The sequence below is a fragment of the Marinomonas sp. NPDC078689 genome (assembly GCF_044542435.1).
GTDB classification, from domain to species: domain Bacteria; phylum Pseudomonadota; class Gammaproteobacteria; order Pseudomonadales; family Marinomonadaceae; genus Marinomonas; species Marinomonas arenicola.
The window spans coordinates 131585-149669 of record NZ_JBITUJ010000001.1; the positions used below are offsets into that span (position 1 = coordinate 131585).

Here is an 18085-nt window from a genome sequence, read left to right on the forward strand (position 1 = left end):
GCTATAGAGCAAAGCTAATGCCAGTTAATAAAAACAATTTAAAATCAAAAACTTATGTTGACTCTTTGATTTATTGAATCGTTTTTTGGACATTATTGTCTTAGTAAAAATAAGGAATGGGTCAGCCTTGTCCATTTTCTTCGCCGCGTCGGAAGTTCTGTTTATCGAGATGATACTTTTTCATTTTTCGATACAGGGTTTTGCGGGACAAATCCAACAATTCTGCGGCGTCGTTAAGTTGCCCTTGCGTGGCTCTTAGTCCATCGGTGAGCAATTGTTTTTCGAATTGTTCCATGCGCTCTTCGTAACGACCAACGCCATCCTCTTCCGCTTTGATAGAGTCGATCGAGGCTTCGCTGATGCCGAGCACAAAACGATCAGCGGCATTTTTCAATTCGCGCACATTGCCAGGCCATTGGTGTTGTAAGAGCTTATTGAGCAAGTTGGCATTGAGCTCTGGTAAGTCTCTCGTATAACGCTCAGCCGCTTGCGATGCGTAGTGATGAAACAGGGGCAACACATCTTCAGGGCGATCTTTAAGAGGGGGGATGGTGAGACTGGCGACATTGAGGCGATAGAATAAATCTTTACGGAATTTGCCTTCGTCGCCCATTTGCGCCAGATTTTCTTTGCTGGCGGCGATAACGGTCAGTACCACTGGAATGGTCTTGGTGCTGCCAACACGTTCAATGGCGCGCTCCTGGAGTACGCGTAACAGTTTAATTTGTACCGAGATCGGCATGGTTTCTATTTCATCTAAAAACAGCGTGCCGCCGTCAGCGGCTTCTATCTTGCCGATGTGGCGTTTGCTGGCACCAGTAAACGAGCCGGCTTCGTGACCAAATAGCTCGCTTTCGATCAGACTTTCACTCATTCCACCGCAGTTGATGGCAATAAATCTGTGGTGTTTTCGCTCACTAAATTCATGCAGGGCGCGAGCAACAATGTCTTTGCCGCAGCCGGTATCGCCATAAATAATAGTGTCGACATTGGCTTGGGCCAGCGCCAGAATTTGTTGACGAATAGTCTGCATAGAAGGGGAGTCGCCAATGATATAAGCCTCCAATCCTTGATGCTTTAATAAACCTTGGCGCAACTTACGGTTCTCTAAAACAAGGCGGCGTTTTTCCACCGCCCGACTGAGTTGCTGGATCAATATTTCCGGCACCAGTGGCTTTTCTAAAAAATCGTAAGCGCCTTCTTTCATCGCCTCAATTGCCATTGGCACATCGCCGTGGCCGCTCATCAAGATCACAGGGATGTCTTCATCGAGTTGATGTATTTGCGCCAATAGGCTCAAACCGCCCATCTTAGGCATTTTTACATCACTCAACACCACCACAGGTGCGTGCTTTTCAAGTGCATTTAGCGCATGGCTAGGGTGGTTGTAAACCTGTATTTGAAAGTCTTCTAGCTCAAGCATTTCAGTGAGCGCTTCGAGTATGTAATGGTCGTCATCTACGATCATTATGTGAATATCATCTAGCATTTCGGGCTCCGTTTTTGCCATTCTATGTTTGTTATTATTGTGTGTTTTAATGCTGTTTTTTAACTCTGCTTCTGTAGCTCTAGCGTGAAGCAACTGCCTTGACCTACGGTCGATTGGACGCGAATTTTCCCGCCAAAATCTTGGATAATGTTGTAGCTAATCGACAGCCCAAGCCCCAACCCTTCGCCGACTTCTTTTTGGGTGTAAAAGGGGTCAAAGATGTCTTTGAGACTCTTGCTCTCAATCCCGCAACCTGTGTCACTAACATGAATCAATACCCGCTCCGCTTGTTCTTCTATTTGAATACTGATGCGCTTTATTTGAGCGTCTGATAAGGCGTCTACCGCGTTGCTTAATAAGTTGACCAGCACTTGCTCTAAACGGATTGGTTCTGCCAGTACTAACAGAGGCGTTTGCGATGTTATGTCTTGTGAGTAGAGGCATTCGCAGCCAATGTCGTGCATAGGTGCAGACATTAGTTCAATCGCCTCTCTAATGACTTGGTCTAGGTCGACGGCGCTGCATTCTGTGCCTGCTTCGCGGGCAAAGGCTTTGAGGTGTCGAGTGATGCCAGCGGTCTTTTTCAACAGATGATTAATCTTCAACAAGCTTGCGTGTACCTTGTCGTAATGACCTTTTTCTAAGTGTCTACCGGCGCTGTGTATATGGCTCGCCATGGCGGTAAGAGGCTGGTTTATTTCATGGGTAATGCCCACGCTCAGTTGCCCTAGTGCGGCGAGTTTTCCGGCTTGTACCAGCTCTGATTGCGTTGTTTTTAGCTGACTTTCGGCGGCGATGCGCTCTTCAATTTCAGCGGCCAGCTGGTGGTTGGTTCGTTCAACTTCAATGGCCGTGTCTTGGAAGAATTTTAGATCACGAGCCATGCTTGAAATCTCATCATGGCCGACAATACGAACCTCGGTTTCCAGTTGCGAACTGGCGATGGCCCGCATGTTTTTTTGCAATTCAGAGATGCGTTGTAGAACATTTTTTCTGACATAAAACCATGAGATCGCACAGGCAACCGCCAGACTAACAAGAGACAGCAGTAAGACGTTGCGAATGCTGCTCTTCATCAGTTGCATGGCATTATTCAGAGAGTCTCGAATGCTGGTGTTGGTGCTATTGGTGTATTGGTTTATTTGCGCCGCTAGTTGCTGAATGTGGTTTTGGCTGTTTTCTAGAAAATAGCTCTGTTGGTAGCCCAGTTCTAGCTCTTCATTTTTGAGTTGAAACAAGTCTCCTTGACGCGAACTTAGGGCGATCAGGGTCGTGATGTCTTGGCGTAAAAGAGGCGTTAAATAAGGCAGCTCAGGCAAACGACTTTGTATTTCACTGCCTAGGGCTTCGAGTCGTAAAAAAGTGTAATCCAACTCATTAAAAGACGCATCATTGCTAACCTTCTCCATTAATCCTGCCAGATAATAGAGGCGATGGATCACCGGAGCCCATTTGGCTGATTGCGGTAAATTGTTCAGTTTTACAATTAAATTGTCGAAGAAAGGGAATATATAGTGGTTCTGCTCAGTAATGGCCGCGCGCACCGTCTCACGTTTTTCTACGCTTTGATTGAGTAGGGTAAGGCTGTTGTGGATCTGTGTCATGAGCTCGACAAAGTAGCGGTTGTAATCGGGTAAATTGCGCATTAGCGCATCCATTTCTGTAATGGCGCTACGCAGCACTTGCATGGCATTTTTACGAGCGGTATTGGCGTCAGCGGTTACCAATAATGGTGCGGTGGCAACGATCAAGCGGCTTTTATCGTTGAGGCGTGCAGCGGCCTCTAAGCCAGGAATGTCCTGTTGATTAAGCGCGGTAAGGCGATGACTCAAATCTAAATAAGTGTGTGTTGCCAGTCCGCTGGTAATAAGCGTGATCGACGAAATAAGCACAAACGCAAAAAACAAGCGTCCGCCGATGCCTATTTGCCGTATCCATGAAGAAAGCGATACGTACATGAGAATTGAGCCCTGTTTGTTATTATTGTGTGTTTGGGTAATGAAAAATTAGTGCCAACTTTCTCGGCTGAGAAATGGGGCATTACGCCACTTAAGCGCGGACAAAAATGTCCCATTAATAGTTATAACGGTTATTTGTAAGAAAGGTAAGGGATGTTTCAAGAGACTAACAATGGACGCCCTTTATGGCGAATTGGCTGTAAAAACAAAGCCACTGCCCATAATAAGCAGCGGCTTTGTCTTACAAGGCGTGATGAGTACTAGTATTGAGAGTCTTTTAGCACTCTTTCACCATAAATGCCGTTTTTAGGGATTGGCTTATAGCTCGAGTTGGCGGCGCGCATCACTCGAATGCCTTCTGCTCCAGCGTCACGAGCGGAAATGATATCGCCGTCTGCATCGCCGTAGTAGATCTTGATGTCATGCGCTTTTATGTACTGAGTCTTTGTGTATTCAGTACGGCTGCTGCCGGCAAAAATAACATCGTTCATTTTCTTGATCTGAAAGGTTTTTTGCAAATAGTCAGTGGTGAAATGACAAGCAGAACCTGTGCGTCCCGTAATGAAGTAAATATCATCGCCACGTTCTTGGTGCATTTTAATTAGCTTCTGTGCAATCTGCTTAGGCATACTGAACTTATCCCATCCGCAGTTCGCTTTATCCCAGAATTTTTGGTTTGTTAAATAAGAGTAGCCACCTGGTGAAAACATCTGTTGACCACGATAAAAGACAGGGGAGCTAAACAGGGTCGTATCATCGATATCAAAGCCCACGGCAAAAGGGGGCTTCCCTGCTAATTCATGCTTAATGTCCGCGACGGAAATCATTTTGACATCCTTTGGTATGCCCGCAGTGGTCATATCAATGGTGGAATAGCCTTGATGAGTGCCTGGAGTCTTTGGGTCTGCATTAGCAGATAGGCTGGCAACACAAGCCAGCACGAGAGTAAGAGTGCGAAAGGTATGGTTCAATGTGATCCCTCAACGTTATTGTCTGAATAATAATCCTGCATTCTATAGCGAAAAAATACGACTTTCTATGGTCTTGTTTCTAATGGAATAGGTTTGCTAAATGGCGACAAGGAAGATTCAATCGACAGGTGTATTAGCCTTGTACTGTACCTTTGCACATGAATTTGGCAGCTGTCTGATCATGCGTTTATCTTAGTTTTTTACAAAATAGTTCGAATAAGGGGCTATGATATTATTATTTATCATAATATCCCTAGGGATTACTGAATATTTAAGGTGGTTTAGATATGTCTCTAAGTTATAAAAATGAGATGATTCTACCTGATGCCAACATTGTTCATGCGTTATATGAGGGACTGACTGATCGAGAAGGTTTTCATCATTTTTTAGATCTTCTCCGAACGACGCATAATGCATGTGCTGCGGAATTAGTGGTTGTTCGTAAGCAACCATTACAAATTGATCACCTTTGGTATGCAGGACTGCCGGATGATTTTATAGATTGGTATACAAAGAATAATATGATCCAGCAGGATCTAGTTTCTAGATATGCAACTTTTCAGCCTCCAGGGTTATTTCACTCAGCTTTGTCTATCAAGGATGAGTTGAATGTCACAGAAGATTATAAGCGCTGGCAGAATGATCAGAATATGCTAGATAGTGCTTGGTTAGTTGTTCATTGCACGCAGACTCACACAATATTATTAACGATGCAGAGGACTGTTGACCAAGGTATATATCATCCTGAAGAGCTAGCTCGGCTTAATCAATTAGTGCCCTTTATCCGGCAAGCCGTTTTGTTGTATCAGCAAATTGATCAGCGAAATGTGGCGAGAAAAACACTAACCAGTGTGGTTAACGCTATGCCTCAGGCAACATTGGTACTAAATGAACAGGCTGTTGTCATTCATTCTAATCAGCCTGCGAAAGTATTTTTATTAGAAGAAAAATTATTGTCTGTTCGGAACGAGCGATTAATGTTCCAACAGAATGATGTTCAAAAAGCCTACCTTAGATCGTCGGTGCAAGTGATCCGAGCTAGCATGGGACAAGGTGAATATGATGCAGATACCTTATTTTTGCAAAGAATAGGCCGCCCCCCACTAATTGTCCTGATAAGGCCAATGGAAAGCACTGATGTTTCACGGGGTGGTGCCTTAGTGACTATTGTTGAGCCTGCTAAGAGAAAACTACCAAAGGCGGAAACGATTGGACAATATTTTTCGCTTTCACCTGCCGAGTCTGAATTATGTGAGGGTTTAGTCACAGGGCTAACGTTAAAAGACATTTCAAAAAAGAGCGGAAAAACAGAAGCAACAATCCGCTCTTATTTGAAAAATGTTTTTATTAAAACCAATCACTCAAGGCAAGGAGAGCTCATTAGTAGTATCTTATCCGCTTTGCTCCATTGACTAGATACAGAGTTAGCAACGCTTACTAAGTGTTAGAAACTATTCTTTTTGACATACAAAAATCATAGTCACATTACAGCGAAATTCATTTTTCTTTTGCTGACAATTCTTTTTGGCCATGTTGCCACTGTTCGCCTTTAACCGTCCATTGTGGTCGTTACGACACATTGAATGCGCCTTGTTTTCAGCGTTGGTTTGTGACAAATCAAGCGCTTGCTCATACGTAAAATAGCTACCTGTTGTACCGCTTGCCTCTATGTTTATGTTGGTTGGCTGAGCCGCTATCACTTTGGTTTCTACAGGTTTTGACTTGGCTATGGTTTGTTGTGAGTGCGGCTTAGCTTTTGGCAGGGGAGCATAGCGCTGCTCAATTTTATTCACATTCGATTGAACCTGTGTTGTCACTTGTTCTTTGTGCTGTATAAAGGACGCTTTTTGCTGTTCTGGTGTTTTTTGTGTGTTTGTGAAATCACCCATGGTGGAAGAAAACATGCTTACATCTGGTCCCAAATCGCTGAAATCACTAGTGGCGACGGCCACCGTCGCTGCAATCGCAATGATTTTACCGAAGTCGAAGCCGTTACCTTGGTCTTGTACTCTGGCATTTTGTTGCGCTTGTTGTTCTGATTTTAAGTCGCGTTTGAACTGAGCCAACATGCCCGCGTCAGAAGGTTTTAACCCAGAATATTTTGAACTGATAAAAGGCATGCCGATGAAGTAATTTGTGCCGGCTAACGTGGTGATTTCTTCTTCACCTTGATAGCTCACTTTCCCAATAAAAAGGATATTAGCGATTGAATGTCTCAGTGAGGTGTCGGGATTTTCCTCATAAATATGCTTAAACATACCCCGGCTAGGAATGGCATAGAATTCTCCGGTTAACGTTGCGCCAGTGATAGAGTGGTAAATCCCTTCATGGGGAAATGTGATGGTTTGCTTGCTGAAAGGATCATAATACTGTGTCCATTCACCGGTAAAATAATCTAATTCGCCATTAATATGCGAGTAAAACTTAGTCCCACTGACCGGCCTGCCATCTTTATAAAGAGTGGTAAACTCTTGACCTTTGTAGTCAATGGTATAAGTACCGCTACCAATCTCCCCTCCATCCCATTGGCCGTGGTAGGTTACTTTTGCGAATGGTGAGTAGAGAGATCCAACACCATTAGAGCAGTCCCCAGATTTACATTCTGCAGGCCCAAGCCCATGAGGCATCTGTAATGTTGAGCAGCCCGTACATGCTAAACAGATAATCAACAAAAACCATTTAGAGATAATAGTAAACATTATTTAAAAGGTCTCACAATCTGATTTCTGTACAAGTTCTCCTTGATCAAAACATAGGTTGGAACCGTATTTCCCAAAACTCTCCTGTAGACCTTGTGCTTTACCGTTTAGAGAGCGCCCAACGCCATCATGAACCGCTCCTGTATATCGATAAGAGCGAATCCGTTGTTCTTCTTTGTTTAAGGTCATAAAGTGTTGAGTAAAATAGATGTCAGGACTTGATGGTGCTTCAATCATATTTAATTGGTCATTTCCTTTCTTATAAGTGTAAATAAACGAAGGATCTTTTAAATTACTCAGGCTAAGTGCCAACTTAGTACCAAAGTCTTTTGTGAAGTCATCACCAATAATAGAAGAGTATAGGCTGATAGACACACTATGATCAGGGGCTATTCGCTGAACATGTTTTGTTTCAGTAATAGAGTGTGTGCCATTAAAGTTAGCTCCTGTTGTCTTGATTAGGTATTGGCTATCAATTAAAAAACTAACGTTACTAGCATCTGAATGGTTCGTTAATTTTTGACAATCTATGGTTGATGCATATAAAGCACCACCTTGCCAATTATAAGTCTGCTGGATATCTTGCCCTGCAGCAGAAGATGCGTCCTGACCAATTCGTGCAGTGAGTGATTTTTTTGAATCTTTATTTTTTCGAGTGGTATCAAGTAGGTCAGCAATGGCTGTAAAACCGGATATGTCTTGAAGTGTTTTTTGGTTGAGGTTACAGCTGCTGTATGAACTGGTATCCACAGGCATTTTATTGGTGTTGTGATATATCTCTAATTTTTTTCTAAAATCAGCCTGAGCATTTGTGAAAGCGGGTTGTTGAAAAGCAGGAAGTTCGCCTTTTTTTGCCCCCGTCGCATCCATTATCATTGAAGTGTTTGAGAAACAGCCAGATAAAGTGAGAGTGATTCCTGCAGATAATACGATCTTTAGCGACGTTACTTTATTCATAATTCATCTTCTTTTTGGTTTTTGCTGACGATTTAAATATAGACTCTTTACAATCGAGCAGACCACCCTCATTTGAGGGGGGGGGAAGGTAAAAAAGCTGACCTGATGGAATTGGCACGAGAATCAATGGTAGAGTTGTCGTTTTAATGATACTGCGTTTTACTGTGTCCCTGCCGAAGCGTATGGAGCCTTAATGGATAAAATGGAAGATATGGAGCTTGTAGCTCTCGCGAAGAAACGCGCAAATGAAGAAAGTATCTCAGTCAGCATCGCTGACTTATAAACTCGAATTTAAAAAGGGCGCTCTGCAAGAATGGCAAAACTTGGAGCCGCGTTATAACAGTAGTTCTAAGTATCAGATTGAATGAAATTTAGGCTCAGGCTGTTTTTTATATTCAGAAGCTTGTCCTTTAATTGTAAACGGAATGCTCTATGTCAATTGATACTTTCTATCGTTTCCGGTCTATCGAAAATCTTTTAGGTGAACGCGAAGAGTTGGAAAAACAGTCCATTTTCTTCGCTCCTCCACATTTACTTAACGATCCTGTAGAGGGTTTTAAGGATATTTATTGGCAAGGTGATCGCATTTTATGGACGAATTTATTTAACCACTACTTGTTGTGCTTAATGAAGTGGTGTGTGGAATTTTTGATAATTGGAGATGAGTTTGACTTAGACTTAGATAAACACTTTGATGCCTGTGTGACTGTTGATGATTTACACGAAAATTTCCAAGCAGAGTTTTCGATTGTTTCAGAAAATTTTATCAGAAGTGAACACATTCAAAATCTTATAGATGGGATATATATCTATAGAGAGAGCATTGGGGAAAATGAGCTTGAATTATACTTTCGGATGGTCCATTCCTTTGCGCTTTATTGTATCTATGAAAGGCTAGAGGAGATATCCGCCGTATCTGATAATGTTTTTAAAAAGATAGACTTCTCGTACTTAAAGAAAATAAATGATACCTATTTTCAAGACCTTAAAGATTTTGAAGCTAAATACGGAGAGGGTAAAGTTCAGGAGTTTCAACATAAAAATATCTTGTTTTTTGCCAAAGATGATGTAGCGCTTGCGTTCGTAAGTAGAATGTCAAAGTTTCGAAGAAAGATTTTTACTACTGAATTCGCGAGTTTATACGTTCAGCAATTGGAACGGTTAATGTTTCCCGACTGGTTTACGGCATGTTTTATGAGCGATTGTACTAATTCGTCTGTTTGGGGGCATTATGGGAAAAATCATACCGGTGTATGCATGGTTTTCTCAGCCGAAGTTGATAGTAATAAATATAGCTATCTTTCACTAAATAGTGACATTAAAGGGTGGAATAAAAATGGAGTAGTAAAAGGAAAATCGCCATTTAAATTTTTCCAAATTGAATATGAAAAAAAATATGAACCGATTAACTTCTTCAAGACAATAGGGCAGCTTCCTAAACCTTTAGTATACAGGAATTGGTATTCTTGGAATAGAGTTCTCAGTCCATTGGCTGAAAGTTACAATGTTGATTGGGGGGGTGAGCAATATTGGGATAATTTCTATAAATCAGTTACTAAGAAAACCAATGACTGGAAATATGAGAATGAGTATAGATTGTTGATATGTGATATGAATGGTAGTTACTCGCAAGAAAGCACTACTCTTCAATATGACTTTAAATCTTTGAAAGGGATTATTTTTGGCATTAAGACATCTGATGAAGATAAATGGAAAATCATTGAGCTGATAGAAAAGAAAGTCAGTCAATATAGTCATTATGAATTTTGTTTTTATCAGGCCTATTACTGTAGAGATGATGGAAATATCAAGCATTACGAGATATCTTCCCTTAAATTCGAGAGGCCAGAAAATACGTAAGATAATTGAAAGTGTGTCCTGAATTCACAATCTTCGAAAACACAAAAGCCAACTCTGTGAGTTGGCTTTTGTGTTTATGGCAGCCGTAAATCTAGTGGTTCTTAACCAACCCCAAGTAGTTTTCAATCCCTTTGATCTGGTCTTCTGCGTGGTGGTTGACATACAGCACAGTGGTTTCTTTGCCTTCGCAGATCTTTTCGATCAAGGCGAGTACTAGCTGGCGGTTCATGTCGTCTAGCCCTAGGCAAGGCTCGTCTAGGATCAATAGTGGTGGGTGCTTTACCATGGCGCGGGCGATGAGTAACAAGCGCTGGTCGCCGTAAGAGAGCTTGTTAAAGGGCTGGTCTGCGCGGTCTTTCATGCCGAGTAGTTCAAGCCACTGGTCGGCGATTTTCTTCTGGTTATCGGTGGACTTTGTGTACATACCGATGCTGTCAAAAAAACCTGAAATAATCACGTTGCGACAACTGGTACTCACGCGATATTCCCATTGTAATGCTGTCGAGACGTAGCCGATAAATTGCTTAATTTGCCAAATACTCTCGCCGTTGCCACGCTGGAAGCCGAAGACGAAAATATCGTTGGTGTAGCATTGCGGGTGATCGCCAGTGATTAAAGATAAAACACAGGTTTTGCCGCTGCCGTTAGGGCCGCTAAGCTGCCAATGCTGGCCTGGTTCAATTGTCCAATCCAGCTTGTCGACGATGGTCGTATCGCCGTACTTTATGGTCGCTTGTTTGAGCTTAACGAGGGGTTGGCTTGAATCTAACTCGGGCAGTTTATTCGCAGGGTCCGCGTCTGGCACATGCAGATCGGTGGTTTTTAAATGCAGCAGTTGGTAGAGCTCGCCAAACGCTTGCTCGTCATTTTTGTCTATTGTCAGTGTTAGGCGTCCCTTATCGCCTTGCTTTTTATCCGAGCTGTCTTTGTCTAGGTAGGCGACGTGAGTGATAAACTCCGGCATTTCATCAAAGCGATTGAGTACCATAATCATCGGAACTGTGTCAGCGATGCTGATCAGGTGCTCTTGTAGCATGGTCAGTGTGCCAGCATCTAAACCATCAAATGGTTCGTCTAAAATCAACAAGTTGGGTTTGCTGGAGAGGGCGCGGATCAACATGACTTTGCGTGTTTCACCTGTCGATAGTTTTCGAAAGGCGCGATCGAGTAAGGATGTTAAACCAAATTTTTCAACGAGTTCTTGTGCCAGTTTAGGGTCCTGACAGTCATCGAAAATCATTTCATGGACAGGTGTGCCAAGGGAGATAACGTCCATGATATCGGCGTCGTCTTTTTTTAATTCTTTGGCAATCAACTCGGCTTGAGCCTCAAAGGACACAAGGCCAACCTTGCTTGGTAAACCTGATAACTCACCGCCTTCGATCTCTCCAACGCCTGCAAGCACCGCAGCTAAAGCGGATTTCCCAGAGCCGTTGGTGCCAGTAATTACCCAATGTTGGTTAGCTTCAATGGTCCAATTAATCTCGCTTAGTTTAAAGCGATCATCAAAGTTCACTGTCACTTTCTTTAACTGGATAGTGTCTAAGCGGATTGTGTCCATTCTACTTTCCTAATTGTTGTGTATTTTTAATAGAGATTGAGTTTTAAAAGAGACAAAAAAGCCGAGTTTTCAGTGATGAAAAAACTCGGCTTTTTATGAGTAAATTACGATGTTATGAGTTATGCCAATACCCGTTTATGTTGAACGAAGTATTGGCAAACTCAGCAGTCGTATTAAACGATTTTTTTCATGTCAGCCATGTGGCCGCGAAGTACTGCACCGATCGCTTCTACTGGATGAGAGCGAAGTGCGGCATTTACTTCGATTAGACGAGCGTTGTCTACGCCGTTGTCTTCAGTAGAAAGACCTTTACCGATTACGTCAGTTTTGATGTCTTTCATGAAGTCACCTAGCAATGGTAGGCAAGCGTGGTTGTATAGGTAACAACCGTATTCAGCCGTATCAGAGATAGTTGCGTTCATTTCGTAAAGTTTCTTACGAGCAATAGTGTTCGCGATTAGTGGTGTTTCGTGTAGAGACTCGTAGTAAGCAGACTCAGCAACGATACCAGCGGCTGTCATTGTTTCGAAAGCCAATTCAACACCCGCTTTAACCATAGCAACCATCAAGATGCCATTGTCGAAGAATTCTTGTTCAGAGATTTCAACGTCACCTGCTGGTGTTTTTTCGAAGTTGGTTTCTGCTGTTTCTGCGCGCCAGCCTAGAAGATTTTTATCATCGTTCGCCCAGTCTTCCATCATAGTTTGAGAGAAGTGGCCGCTGATGATGTCGTCTTGGTGTTTGTTGTACAAAGGACGCATGATTACTTTCAATTCTTCAGAAAGATCAAAGGCTTTGATCTTAGCTGGGTTAGAAAGACGATCTAGCATGTTAGTCACGCCGCCGTATTTCAATGCTTCAGTAATCGTTTCCCAACCGTATTGAATTAGGCGAGATGCGTAGCCTGCGTCTATGCCTTCTTCAACCATTTTGTCGAAGCAAAGGATAGAACCCGTTTGCAACATACCACAAAGGATAGTTTGCTCACCCATAAGGTCAGATTTTACTTCCGCGATGAAAGAAGACATCAAAACGCCTGCTTTGTGACCGCCAGTACCGACAGCGTAGGCTTTTGCTAAAGCAAGACCTTCGCCTTTAGGATCGTTGTCTTCGTGAACAGCGATAAGCGTTGGAACACCAAAACCACGAACGTATTCAGCGCGAACTTCAGAACCTGGGCACTTAGGTGCAACCATGATTACTGTTAGATCTTCACGGATCTGCATGCCTTCTTCCACGATGTTGAAACCGTGAGAGTAAGATAGGCAAGCGCCTTGCTTCATAAGAGGCATCACCGCTTTAACAACAGGAGTGTGTTGCTTATCAGGCGTTAGGTTAAGCACTACGTCTGCAGTCGGGATAAGCTCTTCGTAAGTACCTACAACAAAACCGTTTTCAGTGGCATTTTTCCAAGACTGACGTTTTTCAGCAATGGCTTCAGCACGCAATGTGTAAGATACATCTAAACCACTGTCGCGTAGGTTCAAGCCTTGGTTAAGACCTTGAGCACCACAACCAATAACAACAATTTTTTTACCTTTAAGCGCTTCTACGCCATCAGCAAATTCAGAGCTGTCCATGAAACGACATTTTGCCAATTGAGCCAATTGCTCACGTAGCGGTAAGGTGTTGAAGTAGTTAGCCATGATAAACACATCCTAATTATTATGATTAAAGCATTAGCGATTAAAGGCGCCAAAGTGCTATTTAAGTTCAGAAATGGGTTACATCGATTGCCAGAACACTGGCAAATCATGTTAGTGGGGTTACTGTATAGAAAAGGCACTTTTTCGTAAATTGATATATTTGCAATATAACGTCCCATTTTTTGCAAACATAAGATAAGATGACGTTTATGAATATACGATCCTTAAAACACTTTCTTGCGTTAGCAGAAACGCTCCACTTTGGTCGCGCCAGCGATGAGTGTCATATTAGTATTTCTGCGCTCTCGCGTAACATCCGCCAATTAGAAGACGAGGTGGGGGTCAGCCTGTTTAATCGTGACAACCGTACGGTCACCTTAACTCAGGAAGGGAAGAAATTTCTCAAATACGCTCGAGACACCAGCAACCAATGGAACATGATTCGCCATGAGCTGATGGACAATTCCGATCAGTTACATGGAGAAATTAGCCTATACGGTTCGGTGACGGCCAGTTACAGCTTCTTATATGAGTTGCTTAGTCGTTTTCGTATTGCATACCCAAGTATCGAGATTAAGTTGCGCACAGGCGACCCCGAACATGCGATTGCTCACATTCTTGATGGCAAAGAAGACATTACAATAGCGGCACGTCCTGCCAATTTGCCCCGTGGTTTGGCTTTTAAACCTCTTGCAACCTCACCGTTACTGTTTATCGCGCCATTAGAGCAGCAAGTACCGAATGTACCCACGTTGGCGCCTGCCACCTCGCAAGAATGGGCAAATATTCCAATGATATTGTCAGAAAGTGGTGTGTCACGGGCTCGTGTTGATGAATGGTTTCGACAGCACGGAATTGTGCCGCGTATCTATGCTCAGGTGACGGGGAATGAAGCCATTGTGAGTATGGTGAGTTTGGGTTTTGGCATTGGCGTCGTGCCAAAAATTGTATTGGAAAACAGCCCGCTAATGGATCGCATTCAAGTATTAGAGGTGAAACCAGAGCTAGCGCCTTATGACATTGGTTTGTTTACTCTGAAAAAAAACCTCAAGAACCCCATGGTCGAAGCTTTCTGGAATCTGATGTAATTGGTCTGTTTGATGGCGGCGTTTGAGCAGAGACTGTTGCGGCTCCATTTCTCTGTTTTTATTATTCTCCGGTTATTGTGCTGGTTTAGTGTTACAGTCGTCACGTCGCTGCTCTGATCTATTAGCCTTTGGCAAGCTAAGACCCTTCTCCTTTATTTACGGCTTCTTTTTTCAGTTCCTCTTCCGACAATGCGTTTAGTAATAACCAGTTTATTGGCGTGGCTGATCACGCGTTTGTGAGCTCAATCCAGTTTATTTACATATAAAAGGACATGGTATGAGTCAATTAACATTCGGCGTTATTGGTACTTCTAGAAAAGAAGATGAGCGACGTTATCCAATACACCCTGAGCACCTACTTCGTATTCCCTTATCTGTTCGCCAACGGCTTATTTTTGAAGAAGGTTATGGTGCGGCGTTTAATATAAGCGATGCCGAGATAGCAGCGCAGACAGGTGGAGTAGCGACTCGGCATGAAATTTTAGCTGACATTGGCTGCGTGATTATTGCTAAACCTGTGCTAGCCGATTTAGAAGAATTGCGCGAAGGTGGCATCTTGTGGGGGTACGTACATTGTGTGCAGCAACAAGATATTACCCAGGCTGCTTTAGATCGTAAACAGACACTCATTGCTTTTGAAGATATGTTTGTTTGGTCTCCAAGTGGACAAGTAGGGCGCCATACTTTTTATAAAAACAATGAGATGGCCGGCTACTGTGCCGTAATTCATGCCTTACAACTAAAAGGTATTGATGGTCATTATGGCAATCAGCGTAAAGTCATTATCTTTAGTTTTGGTGCAGTAAGTCGAGGCGCCATTTATGCTCTTAAAGCCCATGGATTTCGTGATATCACCATATGCATACAGCGTCCTGATCATGAAGTTCGTGAAGAAGTATTGGATTGTCATTACGTAAAAGTCCGTGCAGGTCATGCAGGAGAAGCGCGTATGGTGGTGGTTGAACACGATGGCGCCATTCGCCCGTTAGCGGACTTGCTGGGGGAAGCGGATATTATTGTGAATGGTACTTTCCAAGAAACCGATCACCCTACGAATTTCGTTATCGAATCTGAGGCATCTACCTTGAAGCCTAACAGTTTGATTATTGATGTAAGTTGTGACGAAGGTATGGGTTTTTTCTTTGCTAAGCCAACGACCTTTCAAGAGCCACTGCTTCGTTGTCATGGCGTAGATTATTATGCGGTGGATCATACGCCGAGTTATCTTTGGGAAAGTGCAACTCGTTCTATTTCGGCCGCTTTGGTTGTGTACTTAGAATGTGTCTTGGCTGGGCGTGATGATTGGCAGAATAATGAAACGATTCGTCGGGCAATTAATATCGACAAAGGCATTGTGAAAAACCCACTTATTTTATCCTTCCAGCATAGAGGGCTAACACCCCCTTATATTGCTTTAAACTAGTTTCTTATAAAGTTACTTATTGAAAGATACGCAAAGGGCGTACAGATTAAGTTTTGTACGCCCTTTGCTGTGGTGCCGACACATAATGTGCCAAGCCTGTTTATTATCATTGTTGTTTTTCCTTGTGGTAAAAGTGACTTCCTTTTAGTCTGTTGGCCACGTTATTTTCAGACAAGGAGTTTAGCATGCAGCACGATTCTCTTTCCGTTCAAGTCACCCGTGGCGGTATTGTTGAAAGCGAACACAGTATTAAGGCGGTTATTGTTTCAAGCACTGGCGAAGTAGTGGAATCGTGGGGGGACGTGAACTCATTGGTTTATCCGCGTAGCGCCATTAAAGCCATGCAAGCCTTGGCTTTTATTGAAATGGGGGGCGCTAAACAATTTGCTTTTGATGACGAGGAGATCGCGATTTGTTGTGCGTCTCATAGCGGTGAGCCGAAACACGTGGCAACCGTGCAGAGCATGTTGGATAAATTGGCACTGTCTGAAACCGACTTTGAATGTGGTTGCCATTGGCCTATGCGCGCCGCAACCAGTTATCAACTGGCGGGTGAAGGAAAAACGCCAACTCAATTACACAATAACTGCTCAGGTAAACACGCCGGAATGCTTGGTTTAGCCAAACTGTTAGGCTCGTCGCCTCGTGGTTATATCGAGGTTGATCATCCTGTTCAACAAAAAATCGCCTCTACCATGGCTCAGATGTGTGAGTACGATTACAGCACCGCACCTTGGTCGCCAGATGGCTGCTCAGCGCCTACTTGGGCGATGCCGCTGACCAATCTTGCGTTGGCATTTGCCAAATTTTCTTGTCCTCAGGGGCTGGCACCAGAGCGCCAACTTGCCTGTAAAAGTTTATACGATGCCGTCGTTAAACATCCCTTTATGGTGGCGGGCACAGAGCGTTATTGCACCGATATGATGACGCTTCTGCAACAGCGGGTATTTTTGAAACTAGGCGCAGAAGGCGTGTATGTGGCGGCGATTCCTGAATTGAAACTTGGCATTGCTTTAAAATGTGACGATGGCGCTATTCGTGCGGCAGAGTCTGCGATGACCGCTTTATTAGACCATGTCGGTATTACAAATTTTGTGTCTGACGAGAAAATGAATAATTACCGTTCAGTGACACTGAAAAACTGGGAAAAACGCATCACAGGCGCGATTACTTGCGCACTGTAAAACATCACGAACCTAGGCACAGAGAATCACAGATAGATCCCTATTATGGGCTTTTGTTTTGGTGTCAACGGTGGACAATACGCACCTTAATATTAATGCGTCATAGATAGGTAGGAAGGGATCAGCTTGTTCAGCTTGCTTAAAAAAGAATGGTTTCTAGTGGGGATGTTGGCCGCTATTGGGCTGTCGGTTATATTGCCTAATGCGGGTGCCAGCCATGGGCTCTTGCGATTGGATCAAGTAACGCAATGGGGCATTGCTCTGGTGTTCTTCCTGCATGGAGTCAACCTTTCTCCACGAGAAGTCCGCAAAGGCTTAGGCAGTTGGCGTTTGCATGTGTTTATTCAGCTTGCGACCTTTGCAGTGTACCCGCTTATCTGGATACTGCTTGGTCAGTGGTTTGAGCAATTTTTACCACAAGCGCTGGCGTTCGGTTTTTGTTTTTTATTGATTCTACCGAGCACAATTTCTTCGTCAGTGGCCATGACCGCCATTGCGGGGGGGAATGTCCCCGGTGCGATTTTTAATGCTTCACTGTCCAGTGTGTTAGGGATATTTCTGACGCCGTTATTCGTTCAACTTTTTATGGGAATGAGCGGCGGGCATGTCGATCTTGGCGATACAGTGGGGCATATTGCCGCCTTGTTACTGCTGCCGATGGTGATAGGGCAGGTGATAAGACCTTTTATTGGGGAGTGGTTACGCCAATATAAAAGCGTCACTAGCAAACTGGATAAACTGGTCATTCTGCTGATTGTCTATAACGCCTTTTGTGACTCTGTGGTGCGGGGTGTTTGGCACGACTTTGATGTTATGACGTTATTCACTGTTATCGCCTTGTGTACGGTGATTTTGTTGCTGATGATTGTGTTGTTGATGAGCCTCTCGAAGGGGTTGGGCTTTTCCCCAGAGGATCAAGCCGCGGCACTGTTTTGTGGTACTAAAAAAACACTGGCAGCTGGTGTGCCTATGGCAAAAGTAATCTTTGGCGCTAGCCCTATGCTAGGGATGTTGTTATTGCCCATTATGATTTATCATCCGTTACAAATATTCATTTGTGCAGTGTTGGCTAATAAGCTGGCAGCAAAAAATAACAACGCCTCCTAATAAAAACACTTCTAAGTCAGAGCGCTTTGCCTAGCAAGGTGCGTGTATTTCTATTGGCTGAAACAAACGTATTTCATACTTCTGTTTTTGTGTAACAACGGACAGTAAATTTCCTTCTACTATTTTGCAGGTCAAAATGAAC

At 43.4% G+C, this 18085-nt stretch carries 13 protein-coding genes and 1 pseudogene; 7 read left to right on the forward strand and 7 right to left on the reverse strand.

What is annotated here, in order from left to right; translation table 11 throughout:
* Positions 1-121: 121 nt before the first annotated feature.
* From ACIGBN_RS00595 to aphA, 3 genes are all read right to left on the reverse strand, one after another.
* Positions 122-1489: a sigma-54-dependent transcriptional regulator gene (locus ACIGBN_RS00595; RefSeq protein WP_396663062.1), complete on the reverse strand. Its 1368-nt coding sequence runs from the start codon at positions 1487-1489 to the stop codon at positions 122-124.
* 59 nt (positions 1490-1548) lie between these two features.
* Positions 1549-3447 (reverse strand): ATP-binding protein, encoded by a 1899-nt coding sequence (locus ACIGBN_RS00600; RefSeq protein ID WP_396663064.1) that lies wholly within the window; start codon positions 3445-3447, stop codon positions 1549-1551.
* 260 nt (positions 3448-3707) lie between these two features.
* Complete coding sequence (gene aphA / locus ACIGBN_RS00605; protein ID WP_133001964.1) at positions 3708-4418, reverse strand: acid phosphatase AphA; 711 nt, start codon at positions 4416-4418, stop codon at positions 3708-3710.
* 287 nt (positions 4419-4705) lie between these two features.
* Here aphA and ACIGBN_RS00610 point away from each other — a divergent pair, with 287 nt between their 5' ends.
* Entirely contained in the window at positions 4706-5830 is a 1125-nt protein-coding gene (locus ACIGBN_RS00610) for a helix-turn-helix transcriptional regulator (protein ID WP_396663067.1), read from the forward strand.
* Between the two features lie 39 nt (positions 5831-5869).
* Here the strand turns inward: ACIGBN_RS00610 and ACIGBN_RS00615 are convergent, their stop codons facing one another.
* Complete coding sequence (locus ACIGBN_RS00615) at positions 5870-7117, reverse strand: hypothetical protein (RefSeq protein ID WP_396663069.1); 1248 nt, start codon at positions 7115-7117, stop codon at positions 5870-5872.
* A 3-nt stretch (positions 7118-7120) separates the two neighbouring features.
* Positions 7121-8074, reverse strand: coding sequence for a hypothetical protein (locus ACIGBN_RS00620; protein ID WP_396663070.1), 954 nt, complete (start codon positions 8072-8074; stop codon positions 7121-7123).
* Positions 8075-8219: 145 nt separating this feature from the next.
* On the opposite strand from ACIGBN_RS00620, the pseudogene ACIGBN_RS00625 reads away from it, so the two are divergent.
* Both ACIGBN_RS00625 and ACIGBN_RS00630 read left to right on the forward strand, forming a co-directional pair.
* A pseudogene (locus ACIGBN_RS00625) lies at positions 8220-8357 on the forward strand (antitoxin); the annotation flags it as partial.
* Positions 8358-8506: 149 nt separating this feature from the next.
* A complete protein-coding gene (locus ACIGBN_RS00630) occupies positions 8507-9934 on the forward strand; it encodes a DUF2971 domain-containing protein (protein WP_396663072.1) in 1428 nt (475 codons plus the stop codon).
* 91 nt (positions 9935-10025) lie between these two features.
* Here ACIGBN_RS00630 and modF read toward each other — a convergent pair whose 3' ends face one another.
* A complete protein-coding gene (modF, locus tag ACIGBN_RS00635; RefSeq protein WP_396663074.1) occupies positions 10026-11495 on the reverse strand; it encodes a molybdate ABC transporter ATP-binding protein ModF in 1470 nt (489 codons plus the stop codon).
* A gap of 173 nt (positions 11496-11668) precedes the next feature.
* Positions 11669-13141 carry a ketol-acid reductoisomerase gene (ilvC, locus tag ACIGBN_RS00640; RefSeq protein WP_133001959.1) on the reverse strand — a complete coding sequence of 491 codons (1473 nt, stop codon included), beginning with the start codon at positions 13139-13141 and terminating at the stop codon, positions 11669-11671.
* Between the two features lie 209 nt (positions 13142-13350).
* Between ilvC and ilvY the strand changes: the two genes are divergently transcribed.
* The 4 genes from ilvY to ACIGBN_RS00660 all read left to right on the forward strand — a co-directional run bounded on the left by ilvY (position 13351) and on the right by ACIGBN_RS00660 (position 17943).
* Complete coding sequence (gene ilvY / locus ACIGBN_RS00645; RefSeq protein WP_133001958.1) at positions 13351-14229, forward strand: HTH-type transcriptional activator IlvY; 879 nt, start codon at positions 13351-13353, stop codon at positions 14227-14229.
* 277 nt (positions 14230-14506) lie between these two features.
* Entirely contained in the window at positions 14507-15652 is a 1146-nt protein-coding gene (locus ACIGBN_RS00650; protein ID WP_396663076.1) for a N(5)-(carboxyethyl)ornithine synthase, read from the forward strand.
* Between the two features lie 185 nt (positions 15653-15837).
* Positions 15838-16836, forward strand: coding sequence for an asparaginase (locus ACIGBN_RS00655; RefSeq protein WP_396663078.1), 999 nt, complete (start codon positions 15838-15840; stop codon positions 16834-16836).
* Positions 16837-16962: 126 nt separating this feature from the next.
* A complete protein-coding gene (locus tag ACIGBN_RS00660) occupies positions 16963-17943 on the forward strand; it encodes a bile acid:sodium symporter family protein (protein ID WP_396663080.1) in 981 nt (326 codons plus the stop codon).
* Positions 17944-18085: the final 142 nt, after the last annotated feature.